The organism is Chthonomonas sp., assembly GCA_016788115.1.
Taxonomy (GTDB): domain Bacteria; phylum Armatimonadota; class Fimbriimonadia; order Fimbriimonadales; family Fimbriimonadaceae; genus UBA2391.
In genome coordinates this window covers 380379-401279 of sequence record JAEURR010000006.1, presented here as the reverse complement: position 1 = coordinate 401279, position 20901 = coordinate 380379, and the positions used below count along the sequence as shown (strand labels likewise).

General features: G+C 60.0%; 27 protein-coding genes and 1 tRNA gene. 26 read left to right on the top strand and 2 right to left on the bottom strand.

Annotated features, from left to right (window positions below; all coding sequences use genetic code 11):
* Nucleotides 1-3: 3 nt before the first annotated feature.
* Nucleotides 4-79, bottom strand: a tRNA-Arg gene (locus JNM85_07135).
* 125 nt (nt 80-204) lie between these two features.
* Here JNM85_07135 and JNM85_07130 point away from each other — a divergent pair.
* The 13 genes from JNM85_07130 to JNM85_07070 all read left to right on the top strand — a co-directional run bounded on the left by JNM85_07130 (nt 205) and on the right by JNM85_07070 (nt 8715).
* The gene (locus JNM85_07130) at nt 205-1035 is read left to right on the top strand and encodes a prepilin-type N-terminal cleavage/methylation domain-containing protein (GenBank protein ID MBL8087829.1); all 831 of its coding nucleotides are present in this window, start codon (nt 205-207) and stop codon (nt 1033-1035) included.
* A 3-nt stretch (nt 1036-1038) separates the two neighbouring features.
* Nucleotides 1039-1275 (top strand): hypothetical protein, encoded by a 237-nt coding sequence (locus JNM85_07125; protein MBL8087828.1) that lies wholly within the window; start codon nt 1039-1041, stop codon nt 1273-1275.
* A 76-nt stretch (nt 1276-1351) separates the two neighbouring features.
* Nucleotides 1352-2527 (top strand): phosphoglycerate kinase, encoded by a 1176-nt coding sequence (locus JNM85_07120; GenBank protein MBL8087827.1) that lies wholly within the window; start codon nt 1352-1354, stop codon nt 2525-2527.
* 6 nt (nt 2528-2533) lie between these two features.
* Nucleotides 2534-3205 (top strand): hypothetical protein, encoded by a 672-nt coding sequence (locus tag JNM85_07115; protein ID MBL8087826.1) that lies wholly within the window; start codon nt 2534-2536, stop codon nt 3203-3205.
* Between the two features lie 161 nt (nt 3206-3366).
* Nucleotides 3367-3480, top strand: coding sequence for a 50S ribosomal protein L36 (rpmJ, locus tag JNM85_07110; protein MBL8087825.1), 114 nt, complete (start codon nt 3367-3369; stop codon nt 3478-3480).
* A gap of 20 nt (nt 3481-3500) precedes the next feature.
* Nucleotides 3501-3878 (top strand): 30S ribosomal protein S13, encoded by a 378-nt coding sequence (rpsM, locus tag JNM85_07105; protein MBL8087824.1) that lies wholly within the window; start codon nt 3501-3503, stop codon nt 3876-3878.
* Between the two features lie 9 nt (nt 3879-3887).
* Nucleotides 3888-4280 (top strand): 30S ribosomal protein S11, encoded by a 393-nt coding sequence (gene rpsK, locus JNM85_07100; protein ID MBL8087823.1) that lies wholly within the window; start codon nt 3888-3890, stop codon nt 4278-4280.
* A 115-nt stretch (nt 4281-4395) separates the two neighbouring features.
* The gene (locus tag JNM85_07095; protein MBL8087822.1) at nt 4396-5388 is read left to right on the top strand and encodes a DNA-directed RNA polymerase subunit alpha; all 993 of its coding nucleotides are present in this window, start codon (nt 4396-4398) and stop codon (nt 5386-5388) included.
* Nucleotides 5389-5404: 16 nt separating this feature from the next.
* A complete protein-coding gene (gene rplQ / locus JNM85_07090) occupies nt 5405-5854 on the top strand; it encodes a 50S ribosomal protein L17 (GenBank protein ID MBL8087821.1) in 450 nt (149 codons plus the stop codon).
* Complete coding sequence (gene truA, locus JNM85_07085) at nt 5844-6656, top strand: tRNA pseudouridine(38-40) synthase TruA (GenBank protein ID MBL8087820.1); 813 nt, start codon at nt 5844-5846, stop codon at nt 6654-6656. Before rplQ ends, truA begins: the two co-directional genes overlap by 11 nt.
* Nucleotides 6649-7086: a 50S ribosomal protein L13 gene (rplM, locus tag JNM85_07080; protein MBL8087819.1), complete on the top strand. Its 438-nt coding sequence runs from the start codon at nt 6649-6651 to the stop codon at nt 7084-7086. The genes truA and rplM overlap by 8 nt, the downstream gene beginning before the upstream one ends.
* Nucleotides 7087-7100: 14 nt before the next feature.
* The gene (rpsI, locus tag JNM85_07075; protein ID MBL8087818.1) at nt 7101-7493 is read left to right on the top strand and encodes a 30S ribosomal protein S9; all 393 of its coding nucleotides are present in this window, start codon (nt 7101-7103) and stop codon (nt 7491-7493) included.
* Nucleotides 7494-7590: 97 nt separating this feature from the next.
* A complete protein-coding gene (locus JNM85_07070; GenBank protein ID MBL8087817.1) occupies nt 7591-8715 on the top strand; it encodes an aminopeptidase in 1125 nt (374 codons plus the stop codon).
* Nucleotides 8716-8718: 3 nt separating this feature from the next.
* Here JNM85_07070 and JNM85_07065 read toward each other — a convergent pair whose 3' ends face one another.
* The gene (locus JNM85_07065) at nt 8719-10359 is read right to left on the bottom strand and encodes a DEAD/DEAH box helicase (protein ID MBL8087816.1); all 1641 of its coding nucleotides are present in this window, start codon (nt 10357-10359) and stop codon (nt 8719-8721) included.
* Nucleotides 10360-10640: 281 nt separating this feature from the next.
* Here JNM85_07065 and flgB point away from each other — a divergent pair, with 281 nt between their 5' ends.
* The 13 genes from flgB to atpC all read left to right on the top strand — a co-directional run bounded on the left by flgB (nt 10641) and on the right by atpC (nt 20899).
* Nucleotides 10641-11018 carry a flagellar basal body rod protein FlgB gene (flgB, locus tag JNM85_07060; GenBank protein ID MBL8087815.1) on the top strand — a complete coding sequence of 126 codons (378 nt, stop codon included), beginning with the start codon at nt 10641-10643 and terminating at the stop codon, nt 11016-11018.
* Nucleotides 11018-11407, top strand: a complete 390-nt coding sequence (flgC, locus tag JNM85_07055; GenBank protein ID MBL8087814.1) for a flagellar basal body rod protein FlgC — start codon at nt 11018-11020, stop codon at nt 11405-11407. The genes flgB and flgC overlap by 1 nt, the downstream gene beginning before the upstream one ends.
* A gap of 8 nt (nt 11408-11415) precedes the next feature.
* Entirely contained in the window at nt 11416-11712 is a 297-nt protein-coding gene (gene fliE, locus JNM85_07050) for a flagellar hook-basal body complex protein FliE (protein ID MBL8087813.1), read from the top strand.
* 23 nt (nt 11713-11735) lie between these two features.
* Nucleotides 11736-13484, top strand: a complete 1749-nt coding sequence (gene fliF / locus JNM85_07045; GenBank protein ID MBL8087812.1) for a flagellar M-ring protein FliF — start codon at nt 11736-11738, stop codon at nt 13482-13484.
* Nucleotides 13481-14488, top strand: coding sequence for a flagellar motor switch protein FliG (fliG, locus tag JNM85_07040; protein MBL8087811.1), 1008 nt, complete (start codon nt 13481-13483; stop codon nt 14486-14488). The genes fliF and fliG overlap by 4 nt, the downstream gene beginning before the upstream one ends.
* A complete protein-coding gene (locus JNM85_07035; protein MBL8087810.1) occupies nt 14481-15194 on the top strand; it encodes a hypothetical protein in 714 nt (237 codons plus the stop codon). The genes fliG and JNM85_07035 overlap by 8 nt, the downstream gene beginning before the upstream one ends.
* Nucleotides 15191-16510, top strand: a complete 1320-nt coding sequence (locus JNM85_07030; protein ID MBL8087809.1) for a FliI/YscN family ATPase — start codon at nt 15191-15193, stop codon at nt 16508-16510. Before JNM85_07035 ends, JNM85_07030 begins: the two co-directional genes overlap by 4 nt.
* Complete coding sequence (locus tag JNM85_07025) at nt 16503-16925, top strand: flagellar FliJ family protein (protein MBL8087808.1); 423 nt, start codon at nt 16503-16505, stop codon at nt 16923-16925. Before JNM85_07030 ends, JNM85_07025 begins: the two co-directional genes overlap by 8 nt.
* Nucleotides 16922-17563 (top strand): lytic transglycosylase domain-containing protein, encoded by a 642-nt coding sequence (locus JNM85_07020; protein ID MBL8087807.1) that lies wholly within the window; start codon nt 16922-16924, stop codon nt 17561-17563. Before JNM85_07025 ends, JNM85_07020 begins: the two co-directional genes overlap by 4 nt.
* Nucleotide 17564: 1 nt before the next feature.
* Nucleotides 17565-18071, top strand: a complete 507-nt coding sequence (locus JNM85_07015) for a hypothetical protein (GenBank protein ID MBL8087806.1) — start codon at nt 17565-17567, stop codon at nt 18069-18071.
* Nucleotides 18072-18091: 20 nt separating this feature from the next.
* The gene (locus JNM85_07010) at nt 18092-18850 is read left to right on the top strand and encodes an ABC transporter permease (protein MBL8087805.1); all 759 of its coding nucleotides are present in this window, start codon (nt 18092-18094) and stop codon (nt 18848-18850) included.
* A 99-nt stretch (nt 18851-18949) separates the two neighbouring features.
* Entirely contained in the window at nt 18950-20431 is a 1482-nt protein-coding gene (gene atpD, locus JNM85_07005; protein MBL8087804.1) for a F0F1 ATP synthase subunit beta, read from the top strand.
* 51 nt (nt 20432-20482) lie between these two features.
* Nucleotides 20483-20899 (top strand): ATP synthase F1 subunit epsilon, encoded by a 417-nt coding sequence (gene atpC / locus JNM85_07000; protein ID MBL8087803.1) that lies wholly within the window; start codon nt 20483-20485, stop codon nt 20897-20899.
* Nucleotides 20900-20901 lie beyond the last annotated feature (2 nt).

The window sequence follows — 20901 nt, the reverse complement described above, 5'->3', positions numbered from 1 at the left end:
CAGTGGCCCGGACGAAGGGACTCGAACCCCCAACCCTCAGTTCCGAAGACTGATGCTCTATCCATTGAGCTACGTCCGGGTGGAGCGTCAGGATACCTCAAGGATTGAGGGCGAATATTCCGAGAACGACCACATCCGCGGGGAATCTGGGTTAGAATGAATTGGGCGGCTCAGCCGCCATGTCCTTATATTCTGGAGTCAACCATGAAGTCCTCATATGCGCGAAGACGCGCTTTCACTCTTATCGAACTCTTGGTCGTGATCGCCATCATTGCGATCCTTGCCGCAATTTTGTTCCCCGTCTTTGCCCAGGCGAAACTTGCCGCCAAGAAGACGCAGGACATCAACAACATCAAGCAGACAGCAATCGCGTCGATCTTGTATCTCAACGACACGGACGATATGTTCCACCGGTTGCAGTCGGGCGGAATTACCCCGGCCAATACCAACATGCTCATCGGGCCGGAAGACATGCTTCAGCCTTACATGAAGAACGAGCAGATCTGGAAGGCACCCATCGACTCGATCACGCGAAACACCTGCGGCCAGGCTGGCAAGCAGCCAGGTTACGCGATCAGCTACGCGTTCACCTTCCGGGGGAACGACAACAACGCGGCGGAGACGAGCGTCACCCATACTTTCGGCGTTCACGGAACCTCGAATGACTCGAACGTGTTCATTTCGGACTCGCTTACGCAGAGTGCGATTGGTCAGACCGCATCCACGATTAACATGTATCCGCTGTGGATGACGAGCTCGACTTCGAACCTTCGAAGCTGGTGGCGATACTACAGCGCAAACATTCGCAGCTGGCCGCTCTACCCGAACTTCTTGACCTACACCTGCACCGGTTACGCGACTGGCGTTGGTAGCATCGGCGCCTACAACGGCACCACCAACTGGGGGTTCACTGACGGGCACGTCGCTTCGATGAAGCAGGCTGCCGTCATGGACAATCTGTGGGTAACGAACCCGACGCTTGCAGTAACCAACAAGGCGAAGAACATGGTTCACTGGAGCGAGGATTACAAATAACCCATGGATGATCAGAAAAAGAAACTCGCTCTCATTGCCATCGTAGTGCTCGCGTTGATCGCGGCGGGTGTTTCTATCACCAAGTCGACGAGTAGTGAACAGGGCAAGGCGGTCGGTTCCCTCGAAGAAGGGATCAACAAGGAGAATGGCTTGCCATTGAACCCTCCGCCGAACCCGACTGGTGCCGCCAGCGCGAACCCGGCAGGGGCGGCTCCCAACGACCCGAGCATGCCCAAGTAAGCGAGCTCGAGATCGTGTTCGGAATGCCTCCGTAGTGATACGGGGGCATTCTTATGCCAGACGGTAAACTCCAGGTATGGCCTTTGGTAAAGCGACCGTCCGGAACGCCCCAGTCGCGGGCAAGCGTGTTCTTGTTCGATGTGACTTCAACGTGCCAATGGAAGGCACGCGGATCACAGATGACACCCGGATCGAAGCGGCGCTTCCCACCATCAAATTTCTGATCAGCCACGGGGCGCGGGTGGTGCTCTGCTCCCACCTCGGTCGCCCGAAGGGGGTCACGCCCGAGTTCACACTGGATCCGGTCGCCAAACGGTTGACGGTGATGCTTGGCCAGCACGTCGAGCTCTTGCCAGACTGCATCGGACCCGAAGTAGCGGGCGGTGTGAACAAGCTTGAGGACGGCGACGTGGTGCTACTCGAGAACGTCCGGTTCCACCCCGAAGAGGAGGCGAACGACCCCGCCTTTGCGAAGCAACTGGCGGATCTGGCCGAACTCTACGTGAACGATGCCTTTGGGACGGCGCATCGCGCCCACGCGAGCACCGAGGGGGTCGCGCACCTGTTGCCAGCCTACGCCGGGTTCTTGATCGAGAAGGAATTGGCGTACCTGGGCGGCGCGCTGGAAGACCCGAAGCGACCATTCGTCGCCATCCTCGGCGGGGCCAAAGTCAAGGATAAGATAACAGTGATCGACCAGCTTCTGCCAAAGGTTGACGCACTATTGATCGGCGGCGGCATGGCCTTCACGTTTCTCAAGGCTCAGGGCAAGGAGATCGGCAAGTCGCTCTTGGATGAGTCGAACTTGGGCTACGCGGCGGACCTGCTGAACGAGCACTCCGACAAAATTTTCATCCCCACCGATGTGGTCGTGGCATCAGAACTGAGTCCCGCTGCGGCCACCGCAACGGTGAGCGTCGACGAGATCCCCGCGGATCAGCTCGGTGCGGACATCGGACCCGCAACGATTGCCGCGTTCCGCCAAAAGATCGCCGAAGCTGGGACCGCAATCTGGAATGGCCCTATGGGCGTCTTCGAGATGGCACCTTTTGCGGAAGGGACGCGAGCCGTCGCCGCAGCAATGGCGGAGTCCGAAGGCGTGACGATCGTAGGAGGCGGCGATAGCGCAGCGGCGATCGAAGAGTTTGGGTTCGCCGATCAGGTGTCCCACGTGAGCACGGGCGGAGGGGCGAGCCTTGAGTTTCTGGAAGGCAAGGTCCTGCCCGGAATTGTCGTCCTCCAGGACGCCTAACAGAGCATGACGGGTTCGCTGTGCCTGCGCGTGGATCTGGACTATGTCCCCTGGGACAGTCCAGACGGCGAAGAGTTTGGTCATGGTGAGCCAGCGATGGTGCTCAAGCTCCTTGAGCAGGCGCGGCACACGGGGGCTAAGTACCATTTCTTTACGTCGAACCGCTCTCTGCGGGCCTTTCCGACCATCGCCGACGCGGTTCTCAACGATGGTCACCACCTGGATTGGCTCTGCAAGCAGCCCGACCAGTTGGCAGTTCGGTGGGCCCAGGCGAAGGAGTTGTTCGCAATGCACGGACACGCGATCCAAGGTTGCGGTCTCCGGGGCGAGTTGCCCATCGGGCTTGAGCTGCCGGAACAGATCCGGTTCGTAAGCGCGATGGCGACTCCTGGCGAAACGGTAGAGCGCACCGATCTGAGAATCTTTAAGGTCGAGACCCGCCCGGAAAGAGATGCGCTGCGATCCGGTCAAACGGCGAGGGCTTGGATGGAATCGGTCAAGACCCAGCTGCGGGCGTTCGCTTCGCACGGCCAAAGTGCGACGGTGGTCGTCCGGCCGCAAGTGCTGGCCAAAGTGGATGTCAAGTTGGCGCAGATCAAGGAACTGGTCTCCTTCACCCGGGCGGTGGGGATGCGCGTTCAGACTTTGCGCGAGATGGCCGAAGAAGTCGCCCCTTGAGAATCTGACTGCGCCCCCTTGAACTCCGGAGGTTGCCGTTGGTATAATTTGAGATCGCGCACGAAAGTGAGCTCCTTCCTTGTCACCGCGAGGAGTTCTGCTTTAGTTTGCGTCGAAGGCGTCTCGAACGAAGCTTTAGCTTCTATGACGCAGGACACGCTATGAAAGTCAGGGCCAGTGTAAAGAAAATTTGTGACAAGTGCAAGATCATCAAGCGCGAAGGTGTCGTGCGGGTGATCTGCGTGAACCCTAAGCATAAGCAACGCCAAGGGTGATCTGGAGGAATTAATAACAAGTGGCACGTATTGCCGGTGTAGATTTACCACGCGAAAAAGCGATTTTGTACGCCCTTCCGCTCGTTTACGGGATCGGTCGGGTGAATGGTCGAGCCATCATCGAGAAGGCCGGGATTGACCCGCGCACTCGAGTGAAGGACCTGTCCGAGGGAGAAATCGGAAAGCTCCGCGAGATTATCGACGCGGAGTATCAGGTCGAAGGCGACCTCCGCCGTGATGTTTACGGCAATATTCGACGCCTGATGGAGATCGGCTGCTATCGTGGCCTGCGCCATCGACGCGGTCTGCCCACTCGCGGACAGAACACTCGTTCGAACGCACGAACCCGCAAGGGCAAGGCCAAGACTGTCGCTGGCAAGAAGAAGGCGAAGAAGTAAGGAGGACCCATGGCACGCAAGCAAGCACCTCGAGGTAAGCAGAAAGAGAAGCGGCAAGTGGCGACGGGTCATGCCTACATCCACAGCACGTTTAACAATACGATCGTCACGATCACCGATCCGCAAGGCAACGCGTTGTGCTGGTCGAGCGCAGGCAACGTGAACTTCAAGGGTAGCCGCAAGGGCACCCCGTTCGCCGCGCAGCTCGCCAGTGAAAGTGCAGCCCGAAAGGCTGCCGAGCACGGCATGCGCCGAGTCGATGTCTTCGTTAGCGGTCCCGGCAGTGGACGCGAAACCGCGATCCGAGCCCTGCAGGCTGCAGGCATGGATGTGGGATCGATCCGCGACGTAACTCCGATCCCGCACAACGGATGTCGCCCGCCGAAGAAGCGCCGAGTCTAAATCTAATTCGTCACTACTGACTCGGGCCCTCGCGGCCCGAGTCCCTCTGTCCATCCCACGGGAATGGACTCAAAACTCTAGAGAGATTCAAGCCCGAGTTCGGGCGAGAGCCACTATGCCTCATATTCAAACACTGGACCTGAATACAGAATACGGAAAGTTTGTGCTGGAGCCGCTGGAGCGCGGATACGGCCAGACGATCGGCAACGCACTCCGGCGCGTGCTGCTTAGCTCGATCCAGGGTGCTGCGATCACCGCCGTGAAGATCGACAAGGTCTTCCACGAGTTCGCCCCGATCCCTGGCGTGAAGGAAGATGCGACCGAGCTTTTGCTCAACCTGCGCTACGTGGCCATCAAAGTCGAATTCGAAGGCGTGCCTCCCGAGGAGATCGTGCTGAAGATCGACGTGAAGGGTCCGGGACGCGTGACCGGTGCAGATATCGTCTGCCCCGAAGGCGTTTCGATCGTGAACCCTGAGGTCTACATCGCGAGCATCAGCGACAAGGGCGCGAACCTGACCGCTGACCTGTACGTCGGATACGGCACGGGCTACGTGCTCCCCGAGAAGCAGGAGCGATACAAGGGCACCATCGGTATCATCACCACCGGGTCCCAGTTCACTCCGGTCCGAAAGGTCAACTGCACCGTCGAAGCGACCCGCGTCGGCATGCGAACCGACTATGAGCGACTGGTGCTGGACGTGACGACGAACGGAGCGGTCCCGCCCAACGACGCCGTTACCCAGGCCGCACAAATTCTCGACAAGTACTTCCGCATGTTCTTCGACCTAGGCAAGTCCACCGCGGACTTCTCGCTGGAAGAAGAGGGTGAGGAGCAGGACGATCTCTCAAACGTGCCCGACATCAAGATCGAGGAGCTCGACTTCTCGCAGCGCACGTTCAACTGCCTTCGCCGCGCGAGCCTACTGACGCTCAAGCATCTGGCGACGGTCACGGAGAGCGACTTGACAGGTATCCGAGGCTTCGGTAAGAAGTCTCTGACTGAAGTGCGCGAGAAGCTCGAAGAGCACGGACTCGCCCTCAAGCCACCGAAGGGCGGCTACCGAGCTATCGACCTCTTGGACGATGACGAAGAGGATTTTGACTGAACTAAGGACGTAACCCATGAGACACAAAGTCGATCGTAGAAAACTTGGACTGCCAAGCGATCAGCGCCGGGCACTCTTGACGAACCTGACGCGCCAGATGGTGCGGCACGGATACGTCCACACCACCCTGGGCCGCGCAAAGGAACTGCAGCGCCTCGTCGAGAAGCTCGTGACGACCGCGAAGAGCGATACGCTTGCCGCGCGACGCGAAGCTCGCAAGGTCCTCGTCGGTCATAGCAGCAGCTCGCCGAAGCCGATGCGACTGCTCGCCGGCAAGAGCGACATCGAGAAGCTGGAGATCCTCAAGGCGAAGAGCCTGATCAACGGCGAAGACCTCGTCAAGTACCTCTTCGACCACGTTGCTCCCCGATTCAAGGATCGACAGGGCGGCTACACCCGACTGACGAAGACCGGCCAGCGCCGGGGCGACGCCGCGGTGACCGCAGTGTTGGAGTTTGTCGACTAAAGTTCAGAGAATCAAGCTCGTCGTCTCGTACGACGGCACCGACTTTTGCGGCTGGGCCGCGCAACAAGGACAGAGATCTGTCCGCAGTACATTGACAGAAGCCGTTCGCCGGATCTCGGGCGAGGAAAACGAGATCGTTGGAGCAAGCCGTACCGATAGCGGGGCGCATGCACGAGGACAAGTCTGCCACTTTGACACCGCGTGCACGATCCCCCCGCAACGATGGGCGGACACGATCAGCCGATTGCTTCCCGTGGACCTGGCAGTCCTGAGGTCGAGCGCTGTGGCGCAGACCTTCCACAGCCGGTTCAGTCCACTGGATCGCTGGTATCGGTATCGAATACTTCCGCAAAGGCGAGACCCGCTGCGGAGTCGATTTGTGGCCCCGTGTTGGCACCGATTGGATGTCGACCGCATGCACCGAGTCGCGCAGAAGCTAGTCGGCACGCACGATTTTCGCGGATTCAGCGAAGAGATGGCACTCGACAAGAGCGCGAGGCGGACGATCCTGAAGATCGCCGTTCGTGCGCGACAGGACGAGGTCCACATCGATGTGATCGGAACTGCGTTCATCCGCGGAATGATGCGGAGGATCAGCGGTGGGCTTGTGGAAGTCGGAAGGGGACTCAGACCCGAGGAGCAGGTATCGAACCTCCTGGACCCGCGTATCCGCGATTCGCTCCAATGGCCCCGCGTTCTACCCGCGCAAGGACTTTGCCTAATGCGGATACGATACGGGAGATCCTACTACGGTCAGTCACAATTTATCGAAGAAGACAATACGGGAAAAGATAATGAATAGAACCTATAGCGCAAAGCCGCAGGATATAGAGCGCAAGTGGTACGTGGTCGATGCGACCGGCGTGCCGGTGGGTCGGCTCGCCGCCCAAGTCGCAAAGATCCTTCGTGGCAAACACAAGCCAACGTTTACGTACAACCAGGACGTAGGCGATTTCGTCGTCGTGATTAACGCCGATCGTGTGGTCCTGACGGGCCGCAAGCAAGACGAACTCATCCACTGGCACACCGGATGGCCGGGCGGTCTACGCAATATCAGCCGCGGACGCATGCTCGAGACCACCCCGACCAAGCTGGTTGAGAAGGTTATTTGGGGCATGACCCCGAAGACCAAGCTCGGTCGCGCCACGTTTAGCAAGTTGAAGGTTTATGCCGGTTCCGAGCACCCGCACGGAGCGCAGCAGCCAATCGAACTGAAGATCACGAAGGACTAAAGGCAAAGAATTAGATGGCAAAGGATCGAAACTACGGAACAGGCCGACGCAAGAGCGCGATCGCACGCGTGTGGCTCAAGCCAGGCGAAGGCAAAATCAACATCAACGGTCGCGAGCATGCGGAATACCTCGGCCGACCAGTTCTCGAGATTCTCGTGAACAGCCCGTTTGCCCACTTGGGTTACGAAGGCAAGTTTGACGTGATGGCGACGGCCAAGGGCGGTGGCATCACCGGTCAGGCAGGCGCCGTCCGACTCGGAATCGCCCGCGCACTCGTCGAGATGGACGAGAATCTGCGCAAGCCCCTCCGCGCAGGCGGATTCTTGACGCGCGACCCGCGTATCAAGGAACGTAAGAAGTACGGACGCAAGAAGGCGCGACGCGGCTTCCAGTTCGTTAAGCGCTAAGCGCACCCATACCCGTTGTCTTCAAAGAGCCTCGCTTGCCCCGCAAGCGAGGCTCTTGTTGTTTGCGAAGGAAGCTGGGGCAAGTAAACTGCGCAGCATGATCGACCCACGCGTCACAGCTCTCGCCCAGCAACTATGCTCCTATTCGTGCAAGCTCAATGAGAGCGACACGGTCCTTCTCCACATGTTTGACATCCCCGAAGAGGTAACCGCCGAGTTCGTGCGCGTGGCCTACACGTTTGGTGCCAAGGTGCTCACTCGGATCGAGCAGTCTCCCGTGCGCCGCGCGCGCATGATGGGCATGACCGAAGCTAACGCCCAGGTCAACACCGCGGTCGAGCTATACGAGATGCAGCAATCGACGGCCTACATTGCCCTCCGAGGTTCGCACAACAACCTCGAATTGAGCGACGTGCCCGGCGACGTCAACCGCATGTGGGCCAAGACCTACGTGAAGCCCGTCGTGTTCGAGACCCGCGTGCCCAATACCAAGTGGGTCGCACTGCGCTGGCCAAACCCGAGCTTTGCGCAGATGGCATCCATGAGCACCGAAGCGTTCGAGGATTTCTACTTTCGGGTGTGCCTGGTGGACTACGCCAAGATGGCCGCTGCCGCCGAACCCTTGCGCGAGCTCATGGACCGGACCGATCGGGTGCGCATCACCGGGCCGGGGACGGACCTGTCGTTCAGTATTAAGGGCGTCGGCTCGGTTCCGTGCAGCGGCGAAGCCAATGTCCCCGATGGCGAGTGCTTCAGCTCACCCCTGCGCGAATCGATGAACGGCACGGTGCAGTACAACACCGTCTCGCTGTACGAGGGCACCGAGTTCACGAACATCTTCTTCCGGGTCAAGGACGGGCAGATCGTCGAGGCGACGGCGGGCGCAAACACCGAAGCGCTGAACAAAATCTTGGACACCGATCCCGGCGCGCGGTACTTCGGCGAATGGTCGCTGGGCTACAACCCGCACGTCTTGCACCCGATGAAGGACACGCTCTTTGATGAGAAGATCGGCGGGAGCTTCCACCTGACCCCGGGCAATGCCTACGAGGGGACTGGCGGGAACGGGAACGAGTCGAACATCCACTGGGACATCGTGTGTATCCAGCGCGCCGAGTACGGCGGCGGCGACATTTACTTCGACGACGTCCTCATCCGAAAGGATGGGATCTTCGTGCTGCCAGAGCTGGCCGGGTTGAACCCCGACCAGCTTGGCCACTAGTTCTTAGCGTCGAGTCCGGAGCGGACGACGCGGTCGGCGAGGAGTGCCTGTCGGGCTGACCGGTGCGCCTTGCGGCTTAGGACCATGCGGGCGGTTACCGGCGGGCCGGCTGTCCTTTTTCCAGGCTGGCTTCGGCTGGGCAGGCTTGCCAAACGGCTTGGGGCCGTAATCCTTGCTGCCCTGGGGCTTCGGCTTGGGCGAGTACGCAGGTCGCGACTGACCCTCCGGCTTAGGGCCATACGGCTTGCGCTCCGGTCGGTTGTCTCCGTAAGGCTTGCGGTCGTTTCGGTTGTCACCGAACGACGGGCGATCCGGTCGATTGTCACCATTTGGCTTAGGGCCATACGGCTTGCGGTCGTTTCGGTTGTCACCGAACGCTGGGCGATCCGGTCGATTCTCGCCAAACGGCTTACGCTCGGGTCGATGTGCGCTGTGTGGCTTGCGGTCCTGGTTTGGACGCGAATCGTGCGAGTTGCCGTGGTGGTGTTTCGGCTCGTAGTGCTCGTATCGAACGCGGGGTCGCAGCACACGGCGATTGATCGTCCCACGCGAGTGGGTCGATGCAGCTAGTTCTTGCTGAATGACTTCCTCAATGGCTTCGACAGCGCGCCGCTCTTCAGGGCTGGCCATGGTGATGGCGAGGCCGCTTGCGCCTGCTCGACCGGTGCGACCGATGCGGTGGACGTAGTCCTCAGGCACGGTCGGAAGGTCGTAGTTGATGACCACCGAGATCTCCTGGACATCAATGCCTCGCGCGGCGATGTCCGTCGCGATGAGGATGCGGTAGTCGCCAGACTTGAACCCATCGAGTGCCTGGCGGCGCTGGAAAAGCGTGCGGTCTGAGTGGATCTCGGCAGCGGAGTGGCCCATGCGCCGGACGACGGCGGTGAGCTTGCGCGCGCTGTGTCGGGTGCGCGCAAACACGAGGACCGATCCGGAGTGGTGGCCGAGCAGATCGCCGAGAACTTCTTGCTTGTCGTCTTTCGCGACGACGAGGAGCTCTTGGGTGATGTTGTCCGCGGTGACCGTCTGGCTCTCGACTTCCAACCGCACCGGATCTCGCTGCGTGCTGCGTGCGAGCTCGACGATTGAGTTCGGCATGGTGGCGGTGAACAGCATGGTCTGTCGGCCGTGCGGTAGCGCCTCCAGGATCTTAGTGATGGAGGGCAGGAAGCCCATATCCAGCATCCGGTCGGCTTCGTCCAGCACGACGATGTCCACGTTGCGGAGATCGACGGTGCGCTGGTTCATATGGTCGAGCAGCCGACCTGGGGTGGCGATGATCACTTGGGGTCGGGAGCGCAGTTGGCGCACCTGAGGGACCATGCCTGCCCCACCTATGAGTAACGCTGAGCTGAGGCCGAGCCTTCGGAGGCTGTCCTGAATCTGCTGAGCCAACTCACGAGTCGGCGCAATGACGAGGCCGCACTTGCCTGGTCGGATTCTGGAGACCAGTGGCAAGCCGAAGGCCAGGGTCTTACCCGTTCCGGTCTGCGCGATGCCGAGGACGTCTTTGCCCTCGAGTGCAACGGGAATGGCGAGCTGCTGAATGGGGGTGGGGGTGTGAAACCCAAGGTGGCGCAATGAATTAAGGGTAGCTGCGGGCAGGCCAAGGCCCGCAAAGCCGTTCGATTGATTTTTCATGATTGAGAGCCGACGGGAGCAAGGCAGGCAGAGGGATCGGCTCGCAAAGCACCATGGCGAACCTAGTTCGCTTTCGTGGCAGGTTCGACTATACCCGATTTCGGAATTGTTCAATTTTTGACGCGATTTCGGCTCATAGGTGGCGCACGATTCGCACCCCCGCAAATTAGCCTGCAGATCCCTCCACCGATCCCCGAAGATACGATTGTGTCCCCTTGTAAGTGGGGCGCCGCGACCAGGATGGGAGCGTGCCGCGAACGGATTCGCATGGGAGAAGACCCATGCTGAACGCAATTTTTGGAAGTACAGCGGATCGGTTCCAGATCGCTCTGGACCGTACGTCGAAGCGCCACGGGCTTCTGACGCAAAACTTGGCGAACGTGAACACGCCGGGTTACAAGCGTCAGGACTGTGACTTCACGCTTGCGCTCGATGAAGCGACGGGTGAAGACCGAGAGTTTGGTCGCATTCGCCACCTCGCACGATTTGACAACCGCGAGACGCGCTCGGAAACGAACGTCCGTGTGGACGGCAACAGCGTGGACATGGAAAAAGAAGTCTCCACCATCGCCGAGACCGAACTGCGCTACCAGATGCTCACCGAGTTCACTAGCCGCTACTTCGGCGGTATGAAGAATGTCATTCGGGAGGGTCGATAATGGGTCTGTTCGGCGCGATGCGCGCCAGTAGCTCGGGCATGACCGCCGAACGATTCCGCATGGACGTGATCTCCATGAACATCGCGGGCGCAAACACTGTCAAGACGCCCGACAAGGATGCCTACCGCAGACAGGATGTGGTGCTCACGGCATCGGGCGACGGCGTCAAGGTGACGCGCATCGACCGCGATCAGTCGCCGCTGCGACCGGTTTATGAACCGGGGAACCCCGCTGCCGACGAGAATGGATTTGTTTACTACAGTAACGTGAAGCCGCTCCAAGAGATGGTGGACATGATGAGCGCCAGTCGAGCCTACGAGGCGAACGTGGCTGCATTTAACTCTGCACGCGGCATGATTCGCGCCGCGCTGACGATCGGAAAGATCTAAGAAAAGTCATGCGAATTGTCAATGAGACTCTCAGCCGCGCCCTTGCACAGGGCACCCAAGCAAAGTCATCGCCGATGGGCGGAGAGGACTTTGGGCAGATGCTGATGGACGCCGTGAAGGAAGTGAATTCCGCGCAGCAAGATGCTCGCGGGATGCAAAGCGCTTTCATGGCGGGTCAGTCGGGGGTTGAAGCTCATGACGTGATGATCTCCATGGAACGGGCCAGCATCGCGATGCAACTCACGATGCAGGTTCGGAACAAGGTGCTCGAAGCGTACCAAGAGTTGAGCCGAATGCAGGTTTAGCCCCCGCGCCCTAGAGCGCGGTTATGCAATCGATTATTCTAAAACTTAGAAGTTGGTGGGAGACGGCGGATCGGACGCAGAAGAGCGTCACGATCTTTGGCTCCATATTTCTTGTGTGCTTGATCGTTGGGACGATGTACTTCGCGGGGAAACCCAAGATGGACGTCCTCTTCCGCAATCTCTCGCCACAGGATCAGGGCTCGGTCGCAAATGAGCTCACTAAGATGGGCATCCCGTTCGAGCAGGACCGATCGGGTGCGATTATGGTGCCTGCCAGCCGCATCGCCGAAGTTCAAGGCAAGCTCGCGGTGGCACAGAAGCTCCCAAGCAGCGGCCAAGCTGGCTACCAGGATCTGGAGAAGCTCGGCATCATGAACACTCCTACCGCCGAGCGAGAGAAGATTCGCGCCATCCTTGAGGGCGAAATCAGCCGATCGATTGAACAGATGGATGGCGTGGCGACTGCCCGCATCCACTTGACGAATCCGCGTCAAACCGCCTTCGTCCGCGACGGCGAGACCGCTTCGGCGAGTGTCGTGATCAAGGAGACCACCGACGGCGCTCTGACCGGCGAGCATGCCCGTGCAATCCAGCGCTTGGTGCAGTTCGCGGTCCCTTCGCTGACGGCGCAGAACATCACTGTCATCACCGCAGCCGGTCGCACCCTCATCGATGGCGAGTCTGAGGCTTCGGGCGGCGGAGTTGCGACGGAGCGCATGCACACCGAGACGCAAGAGGCCAAGCGCCGAGAGGCCATGCTCCAAGCGCGCATGGACTCGGTCTTCGGCAAGGGCAATACCGTGGTAAGCGTCCCGCTGCTGGAGCTGAACTTCGATAAGAGGGAGCTTTCAAGCACTGAGCGGATGCCGACCAAACCGATTTACATCGAGAAGAACACAGAATCCATGGGCGCGAATGCGAACACAGTGGCCTCCGGCCCGGTGGGTACCCCGAGCAACACGCCGGGAGACGGTGCGACGTCAGCTGCTGGCGGCGGAAATACGACCGACAACAAGTCCTACACCGGCACCCAAGAGGCGAAGCAGATGGAGGTCACGGAGACCCGGACCAACACCGTCTACGCTCCCGGCAACCTCAAGCGCTTAGCGATCAACGTGCTGGTCAACAAGTCGGTCGTTAAAGACGAAGCAACCGTCCGTAAATTCCTGAACGGCGAGCTGGGACCTCTTGCCCTGGACGCTGAGAATTTCAAGGTCGAAGTCACGAGCACGGAGTTCGACAAAGCGGCGAACGAAGAGGTGAAGAAGTCTGAAGCGGCGGTAGCCGGTGCGGCGACGCGTCAACAACTGCTGAGCTTCCTCCCGATCGCTGCATTGCTGTTCGTCGGCTTCATGGTCGTCAAGGCGATCGCAAAGGCAAGTAAAGCCTCGAACGTGCTCGTCGCGGTCTCTCCGGACGGGCAAATGATCCCGCTGAGCACGAGTGCGCAGCACGTGTACATCGAGCAGGACGGGCGCCAAGTCGCCGTTGCCGCGAACAGCCCAATGGCGCTGGAAGCCGCCCGCAAGGGCCAGGTGCTGGGCCAGATCGATCGGGATATCCGTGGCGCTGAAGGGCTTGTCCACGGCGAAGAAATGGACGAGAAGCACGCGGCGCTCAAGGAGTTCGTGGACCAGAACGAAACCATTCGAATCGCAAAGATTCCTGACCACATCAACGTGCCGTTGGAACAGCTCAAGCAACTGTCCACCGAGCGGCCCGAGACCGTTGCCATGCTCCTCAAGACGTGGCTATTAAATGAGGGACGATGAGAAAGCAAGGCGAGGCTCTGACGTCGCGGCGCAAGGCCGCAGTGATGCTGACACTCTTGGGTGAATCGGCGGCCGACGTGATCAAGCACTTCGATGAGGAGCAGGTCGAGGCCCTTTCGGTTGAGATTGCTCGGTTGGAGAAGGTTACGACCGAACAGCGCGAGCAGGTAATCACCGAGTTTCACGAGATGGCCATGGCGCAGGACTACATCGCCGAAGGCGGTCTGGAGCAGGCGCGCAAGGTGCTCTCGGCGGCCTTTGGTGACGAGAAGGCCGATGCGATGGTCAAGCGAATCCTCGCGGCCATGCAGGTCGTGCCGTTCGAGTTCTTGCGGAAGGCCGATCCGCAGCAGTTGTTAGGCTTCATTCAGGACGAGCACCCGCAGGTGATCGCCTTGATCTTGGCCTACATGCCAATGACGCAGGCGGCCCTGGTGCTAAGTAAATTGGCACCGGAACTCCGAGCGGACGTCGCCGAGCGGATTGCGTGCATGGATCAGACCCCTCCTGAAGTCATTCGGCGCGTCGAGCAGGTGCTGGAGAAGAAGGTGTCTTCGCTGATCAGCACGGAAATGACCAAGGCGGGCGGTCCGAAGCAGTTGGTGGAGCTCCTCAACCGCGTGGACCGATCGACGGAGCGGCTCATCATGGACACGCTTTCGGAGAACAACCCCGAACTGGCCGACACGGTCAAAAACATGATGTTCGTCTTCGAAGACATCGTGAGCTTGGACGACCGCTCGATCCAGCAGATCATGAAGGAAGTCGACGTGAAGGACCTTGCAACCGCGCTGAAGGGTGTGACGCCGCAGGTCCAACAGAAGATCTACGGAAACATGTCCGAACGTGCGATGCGCATGCTAAAGGAGGACATGGAGTTCATGGGCCCAGTCAAGATGAAAGTCGTCGAGGAGTCGCAGCAGAAAATTGTTGCGGTCATCCGACGGTTGGAAGAGTCAGGCGAGATCATGATCGGCCGCGGCGAGGACGATGTCCTTGTCTAAGGCGGCCATCCGAAAAGATGCGGATTCGGTGGTGCCGATGCTCGCCGTCCTCAAGCCGTTCGATGACTCCATGGCGGTCGAGAACGCAGGGAACCGGCACAAGTCGAGCGGCGGCAAGCTGTCGCTCTCCCGGATCCAAACTGAGCTCGAGCAAGTAAAACTGGAGGCCTCGAACGAAGGCCGCGAGTTGGGATATAGCGAAGGGTTCAACTACGGAATGCGCATGGGACGCAAAACCGGTCACGCCGAGGCTCATGGTGAGTCGAAGCTGGAGCATGAAACCTCGCTCGCCCTGTTCCTTAAGGATCTGGATCAACTCAGCGTCAGCGTGAAACAGGCGATGGCCGAGTGGATGCTCCTCGCCGAGCAGGAGCTTGCCGCGCTTAGCATCGAGATCGCCGAGAAGGTGATCGCCCGCGAAGTCTCGCTCGCTCCCGGGGATGTCCTTGGGATTGCCCGCGAATGCCTTCAGGAAGTCACTCACGCCGATACGGCCCGCGTCCTCGTGAATGGCAATGCATTTGCCGCACTGCAAGGGCGCGAGACCGAGCTACTCGCCATGGCACCGTCACTTCGGCACGTGGAGATCGTTTGCGACCCGAGCTTGAGCGCGGGCGTCGTCGTCGATACGGACGGCGGGCGGATTGATGGTCTTGTTCAAACGCGTCTGCGCACCCTCATCGACAGCCTGGGAGGAGCCCGATGAACGTCGTTGCTCCACGATTCGACGGACTCCGCTCTAAACTACCGAACGCGCGCACGCTGCGTGTCTTCGGTCGGGTGACCCAGGTCGTTGGGCTCGTTGTCGAGAGCCTCGGCCCAAACGCGCGGGTTGGCGATCTTTGCTTTATCGAGAACAGTTTTGGCGAGCACATGCACGCCGAGGTGGTCGGATTCCGGGGGGACCGCACGTTGCTCATGCCCTTGGGCGAGATGCGCGGCGTGCGAGCGGGCGACCTGGTCCACAGCTCAGGCGGTTGTCTCCAAGTTCCGGTCGGACCAGAGCTTTTGGGTCGCGCCCTGAATGGGCTTGCCGAACCGATGGACGGGCTGGGGCCGATCGCATGCGAGCGACGGTACCCCGTCCTCGCGTCGCCTCCGAACGCACTGGAAAGGACCATGATCGAGCAGCCCTACGCTTCCGGCGTGCGGGCTATTGACGGCATGCTGACGCTCGGAGTCGGTCAGCGCATGGGGATTTTCGCGGGCTCCGGCGTGGGCAAATCGACGCTCCTTGGGATGATCGCTCGGAATGGCAGCGCAGACGTCAATGTGATCGCGCTCATCGGTGAGCGAGGCCGTGAAGTGCGCGAGTTCATGGAGAACGATTTGGGACCGGAAGGTCTGTCCCGGAGCGTCATCGTCTGCGCCACGAGCGACGAGCCCGCCTTGGTTCGGATTCGAGCAGCCATGACTGCCACCGCGATCTGCGAGTACTTCCGCGATCAGGGTCTGAACGTGATGCTGATGATGGACAGCGTGACTCGCTTTTGCATGGCTCAGCGCGAAGTTGGGCTGGCGGTGGGCGAACCGCCGAGTACCAAGGGTTACACCCCCAGCGTCTTTGCGATGTTGCCCAGGCTGATGGAACGGGCTGGTTGCGGTTCGCGCGGCGCGATTACGGGGCTGTATACGGTCCTGGTGGATGGCGACGACACCAACGAACCCATTGCCGATGCGGCGCGCTCGATCCTTGATGGTCACATCGTGCTCAGCCGCAAGCTGACGAGCCGCGGACACTACCCACCCATCGATGTGCAGAACAGCCTGAGCCGCGTGATGCCCATGGTCACTTCGCCCGAGCATGTGCAGGGCGGGAACCGCCTCCGTGAGTTGGTCGCGGCCTATGGCGATGTCGAAGATCTCGTTTCGATCGGTGCGTACAAAGAGGGCACCAAGCCGATTGCCGACGAGGCACTGCGCAAGTGGCCTGAGATCACTAAGTTTTTGCGACAGGACAAACAGGAAGAGTCCGATTTTGAGGTTTCTATAGCCGAAGTAGAGAGGTTAGCGAATGCGTAAGTTTGAGTTTCGATTGCAGAAGGTTTTGGAGTATCGGCTGCTGGTCGAAGGATGGGCGAAGGACGCGTACCTGGAGGCACAGCAAAAGCTTCTTGAGGCCGAGAAGACGCTGCAAACAATGGGTGATCGGCATCAAACCGCACTCGTGCTGAAGCCCGCGACCATCGATGAGATCGTGGTGAATGAGGCGTTCTTGCAGCGACTCGAAGACGAGATGGACATGCAGCGATCGCTGATCGGGATCCTCGATTCCGGAGTCGAGTCGGCGCGCCTGACCTGGCTGGAGAAACGCCGCGAGGCTGAAACTCTTCAGAACATGCGGGACGAGGCGCACGCGGAATACACGCTGGAAGTCAACCGGTTTGAACAGGCGGAAGCGGACGAATGGGCCGTTTTGCGAAGGAAGGCAGCATGAGAATCCAACCACGAGGTCAAGCGGGCATCCAGGCTCGCATCCAAGAACTTCAGTCCAAGATCGATTCAAAGCTCGGCGTCGAAGAGACGTTTGCGCAATCGACTTCGGGCAAGCTCGATCAGAACGAGGGCATGCCTTTGCGCGGGTTGATTGGCAAGCCACCGAGCCCCACGGACTCCAAGCCGATGGCCCCGATGAACCCGTTTGGCGAAGACACTAAGGTCGAAGGGATGCAGGGCGCACCACAGGAACTGAAGGGACTCATCCGCGACGCAGCGACCAAGGCCTCCGTCGACCCGATGTTGCTTGAGGCCCTCGTTGGCACGGAGAGCGGTTACAACCCCCGCGCTGTTTCAGGCGCAGGGGCCAAGGGTCTCTCGCAGCTGATGCCGGGCACCGCCGCCGCATTGGGAGTGACCGACCCCTTTAACCCCGAACAGAACTTGAGCGGAGGCGCACGCTATCTCAGCCAGATGATGAAGCAGTTCCCGGGAGATATGGAGAAGGCGTTGGCCGCCTACAACGCGGGACCCGGGGCGGTCACTCGTCACGGAGGGGTGCCTCCATTTCGTGAGACTCAGGACTATGTACGGCGGGTGATGGCGCGGTTCAACGCGCTGAAGGCAGGTGCTCTCTAAAATGGCCAAGGGGAAGGGCGCGAGTGGGAAGGGTAAGGGCAAGCTGATCATCGTTGCCGTGATCGTCCTGGTTCTCCTAGGGGGCGGGTTCTTTGGCGCGGCGTTCACGGGCATGGTGAAGATCAAAGGGATCACCCCGAAATCGAAGCTCGCCAAGCAAGCCGCTCCCGCTCCCGCAACTGCGGCTAAGGCGGAAGAAAAGCCGGCCGATGCTGCAAAACCGGAGGCGTCGACTCCCGAGCCAGTGGCGGAGGCTCCCAAGCCCAAGCCGGTCTCAGTCGACCTGGAGAAAGGCGCGGCAGCAGTCGCCGAAATCTGGAACAACTTGCCCAACGATAGGGTGCTTGCTATCACGGCGAACTGGGAGATTCCGGATATCGCCCGTGTCTTCGGTCTGATGGAGACCGAAAAGACGGCGGCGATTCTGTCAATGATGAAGCCGGATGAAGCGAGCCGGATCAGCGAAGAGATCCAGAGACAGGCAGGGACTCCGGACCCCGAGGGCTAGGCGCAGGTAAGATCGCGGGCATGATTGGCGGTGCCCTCCAAGCGATCTCGGCACTGGTAACTTTTGTCGGCGAGTGCACGCTCATCGTTTCGAGTTTTGTCTCGCGCTTGCTGAGCCGCCCGCGCGAGGTCGGCGAAACCGTCCAGCAGATGGCGTTCATTGGAGTGGCCTCGGTCCCCATCGTCGCGCTCACCACATTTTTCTCAGGCTCGGTTTTGGCGCTGTATTCCACTGAGCTGCTTGTCAAATATGGTGCGAGCAGCCTCGCGGGTGGCACCATCGGCCTTGCGGTCACACGCGAGATCGCCCCGGTACTAGCGGGGATCATGGTCGCGGCTCGGTGCGGTTCCTCGATGGCCGCGCAGATTGGCACGATGGCGGTGACCGAGCAGATTGACGCGCTCCGCGCTCTGTCGGTGCATCCGACCAACTACCTGGTGATCCCCAGAATCATCGCATGCATCGTCATGTTGCCAGTCTTGTGCATGATTGGCGTGTACTCGGGCATGCTCGGCGGTTACTTGGTGTCGCTCCAGGGCGGGGTCCCCGGCGAATCGTTCGTCATGTCCATTCGACAGTTCGTTGAGCCGTGGGACTTCATCGGGGGCATGATCAAAACTTTGGTCTTTGGCTTCATCGTGAGCGTCGTCGCGTGCCAGCAAGGACTGCGGACGAAGGACGGTGCGGTGGGCGTAGGGCGCGCGACGACGAATACGGTCGTCCTCTCGATGGTGCTCATCTATATCGCGAACTATTTCCTCGCCGACTGGATGTACTGACTGCGATTCTAGTCGGTTTGCGAGGGTATACTTCGCCTCTAGAAACCCCACGACTGATGATCGGTCGCGGGGTGTCTTTTGGAGGATTGAAGAACCAGTATGCCGACGTTGGGCAAAGTGATTCAGGTTTTGGGACCGGTTGTAGACTGCCGCTTTGATACCGGAAAGCTCCCAGGGATTTATAACGCGATCGAGGTGAAGGACGACAAGCACGGCCTGAGCATCGTTTGCGAAGTGGCACAGCACCTCGGCGACGACATCGTTCGCTGCGTTGCCCTCGCTTCCACCGACGGCATCGTCCGCGGTATGGCTGCCGAGGACACGGGCGGACCGATTACGGTACCGGTCGGCGACGCTACTCTGGGCCGAGTCTTCAACCTTTTGGGCAAGCCGATCGACATCCTGGAATCGGGTGAGCACGCCGACACGCCGGAAGTCCGAGCTGAGAAGGCTGCCAGACTTGCCGCTGCTCCGCGACTTCCCATTCACCGCCAGCCGCCGTCATTCGACCAGCAGAACGTTAAGGTTGACATCCTCGTTACCGGTCTGAAGGTCATCGATCTTCTTGTCCCGTTCAACAAGGGTGGAAAGATCGGTCTCTTCGGTGGTGCAGGACTGGGCAAGACGGTTACGATCCAAGAGCTGATCCGCAACATTGCGGTTGAAGCTTCGGGTGTTGCCATGTTCGCCGGCGTCGGCGAGCGCACCCGCGAAGGGAACGACCTCTGGCTCGAAATGAAGGAAGCCAAGTTCACGGACAAGGACGGCACCGAGAAGGCCGTTATCGACAAGACCGCCATGGTCTTCGGTCAGATGAACGAGCCGCCGGGAGCGCGTCTGCGCGTCGCCCTTACGGCACTCACGATGGCGGAGTACTTCCGCGACGAAGTGGGTACGGACGTTCTCATCTTCGTTGACAACATTTTCCGCTTCGTTCAGGCAGGTTCCGAGGTATCGGCGCTGCTCGGACGTATGCCGAGCGCCGTCGGCTACCAGCCGACGCTCGCCACCGAAATGGGCTTCCTGCAGGAGCGCATCGCTTCGACCACGAAGGGATCGGTCACTTCGGTGCAGGCCGTTTACGTCCCTGCTGACGACCCCACGGACCCCGCTCCAGCGACCACCTTTGCTCACCTGGATGCATACATCTATCTTGAGCGAAGCATCGCCTCGAAGGGTCTGTTCCCGGCCGTTGACCCTCTTGCTTCGACCTCGAAGAACCTCGACCCAGCGGTTGTCGGTGCCGAGCACTACGACGTCGCGCGTCAGGTTCAGCAGATTCTGCAGCGGTACAAGGAACTCCAAGACATCATCGCGATTCTCGGTATCGACGAGCTTTCGGACGACGACAAGCTGCTGGTCGCACGCGCTCGCAAGATTGAGCGATTTATGAGCCAGCCGTTCTTCGTCGCCGAGCAGTTCACCGGTAACGCGGGCAAGTACGTGTCGCTCGAAGATACGATCCGCTCGTTCCGAGAGATCGTTGAGGGCCGATGCGACGAGATCCCAGAGCAGGCATTCCTGTACTGCGGTTCGATCGAGGACGTCTTCGAGAAGGCGAAGAAACTCGCAGCTGTCTGATGCAAACCGTGACTCCACGCCTCAGCGCGGCGTGGAGTCACCAACAACTCCATGGCTACTAAGTTCAATCTATCAGTTGTTGCGCCGGACCGGACCGTCGTCGATGAAGAAGTCACGTCGGTGATCGTGCCTGCGTACGATGGTTACATGGGCGTGCAGCACGGTCACCAGCCGATGATCGTCGCGCTGCGCGCGGGAGTTTTCGAGTACCGCGATGCTACGGAACAGAAGCAATACGTGGCCATCGGTGGCGGCTTTATGGAGATCGGCGGTGACCGCGTGATCGTCCTGGCGGACGAAGCCCGTTTGGCTAGCGAAGTCCAGGTTCGCGAAACCGAGCGCGAGCTCGATGAGGCGCGCAAGGCGCTCCGAGGCGAGCCGAGCACCATGACAACCGACGAAGCGACTTCGGCAATCGAACGTGCGACGGCGCGGTTGCAAGCGGCCCGTAACGGCGGCTACCAGTAATC

What these genes read in the sequence shown, in the direction of transcription:
- JNM85_07130 (MBL8087829.1), top strand. Translation starts at nt 205, where the DNA reads ATGAAGTCCTCATATGCGCGAAGACGCGCTTTCACTCTTATCGAACTC.
- JNM85_07125 (MBL8087828.1), top strand. Translation starts at nt 1,039, where the DNA reads ATGGATGATCAGAAAAAGAAACTCGCTCTCATTGCCATCGTAGTGCTC.
- JNM85_07120 (MBL8087827.1), top strand. Translation starts at nt 1,352, where the DNA reads ATGGCCTTTGGTAAAGCGACCGTCCGGAACGCCCCAGTCGCGGGCAAG.
- JNM85_07115 (MBL8087826.1), top strand. Translation starts at nt 2,534, where the DNA reads ATGACGGGTTCGCTGTGCCTGCGCGTGGATCTGGACTATGTCCCCTGG.
- rpmJ (MBL8087825.1), top strand. Translation starts at nt 3,367, where the DNA reads ATGAAAGTCAGGGCCAGTGTAAAGAAAATTTGTGACAAGTGCAAGATC.
- rpsK (MBL8087823.1), top strand. Translation starts at nt 3,888, where the DNA reads ATGGCACGCAAGCAAGCACCTCGAGGTAAGCAGAAAGAGAAGCGGCAA.
- JNM85_07095 (MBL8087822.1), top strand. Translation starts at nt 4,396, where the DNA reads ATGCCTCATATTCAAACACTGGACCTGAATACAGAATACGGAAAGTTT.
- rplQ (MBL8087821.1), top strand. Translation starts at nt 5,405, where the DNA reads ATGAGACACAAAGTCGATCGTAGAAAACTTGGACTGCCAAGCGATCAG.
- rplM (MBL8087819.1), top strand. Translation starts at nt 6,649, where the DNA reads ATGAATAGAACCTATAGCGCAAAGCCGCAGGATATAGAGCGCAAGTGG.
- rpsI (MBL8087818.1), top strand. Translation starts at nt 7,101, where the DNA reads ATGGCAAAGGATCGAAACTACGGAACAGGCCGACGCAAGAGCGCGATC.
- JNM85_07070 (MBL8087817.1), top strand. Translation starts at nt 7,591, where the DNA reads ATGATCGACCCACGCGTCACAGCTCTCGCCCAGCAACTATGCTCCTAT.
- JNM85_07065 (MBL8087816.1), bottom strand. Translation starts at nt 10,359, where the DNA reads ATGAAAAATCAATCGAACGGCTTTGCGGGCCTTGGCCTGCCCGCAGCT.
- flgB (MBL8087815.1), top strand. Translation starts at nt 10,641, where the DNA reads ATGCTGAACGCAATTTTTGGAAGTACAGCGGATCGGTTCCAGATCGCT.
- flgC (MBL8087814.1), top strand. Translation starts at nt 11,018, where the DNA reads ATGGGTCTGTTCGGCGCGATGCGCGCCAGTAGCTCGGGCATGACCGCC.
- fliE (MBL8087813.1), top strand. Translation starts at nt 11,416, where the DNA reads ATGCGAATTGTCAATGAGACTCTCAGCCGCGCCCTTGCACAGGGCACC.
- fliF (MBL8087812.1), top strand. Translation starts at nt 11,736, where the DNA reads ATGCAATCGATTATTCTAAAACTTAGAAGTTGGTGGGAGACGGCGGAT.
- fliG (MBL8087811.1), top strand. Translation starts at nt 13,481, where the DNA reads ATGAGAAAGCAAGGCGAGGCTCTGACGTCGCGGCGCAAGGCCGCAGTG.
- JNM85_07030 (MBL8087809.1), top strand. Translation starts at nt 15,191, where the DNA reads ATGAACGTCGTTGCTCCACGATTCGACGGACTCCGCTCTAAACTACCG.
- JNM85_07025 (MBL8087808.1), top strand. Translation starts at nt 16,503, where the DNA reads ATGCGTAAGTTTGAGTTTCGATTGCAGAAGGTTTTGGAGTATCGGCTG.
- JNM85_07020 (MBL8087807.1), top strand. Translation starts at nt 16,922, where the DNA reads ATGAGAATCCAACCACGAGGTCAAGCGGGCATCCAGGCTCGCATCCAA.
- JNM85_07015 (MBL8087806.1), top strand. Translation starts at nt 17,565, where the DNA reads ATGGCCAAGGGGAAGGGCGCGAGTGGGAAGGGTAAGGGCAAGCTGATC.
- JNM85_07010 (MBL8087805.1), top strand. Translation starts at nt 18,092, where the DNA reads ATGATTGGCGGTGCCCTCCAAGCGATCTCGGCACTGGTAACTTTTGTC.
- atpD (MBL8087804.1), top strand. Translation starts at nt 18,950, where the DNA reads ATGCCGACGTTGGGCAAAGTGATTCAGGTTTTGGGACCGGTTGTAGAC.
- atpC (MBL8087803.1), top strand. Translation starts at nt 20,483, where the DNA reads ATGGCTACTAAGTTCAATCTATCAGTTGTTGCGCCGGACCGGACCGTC.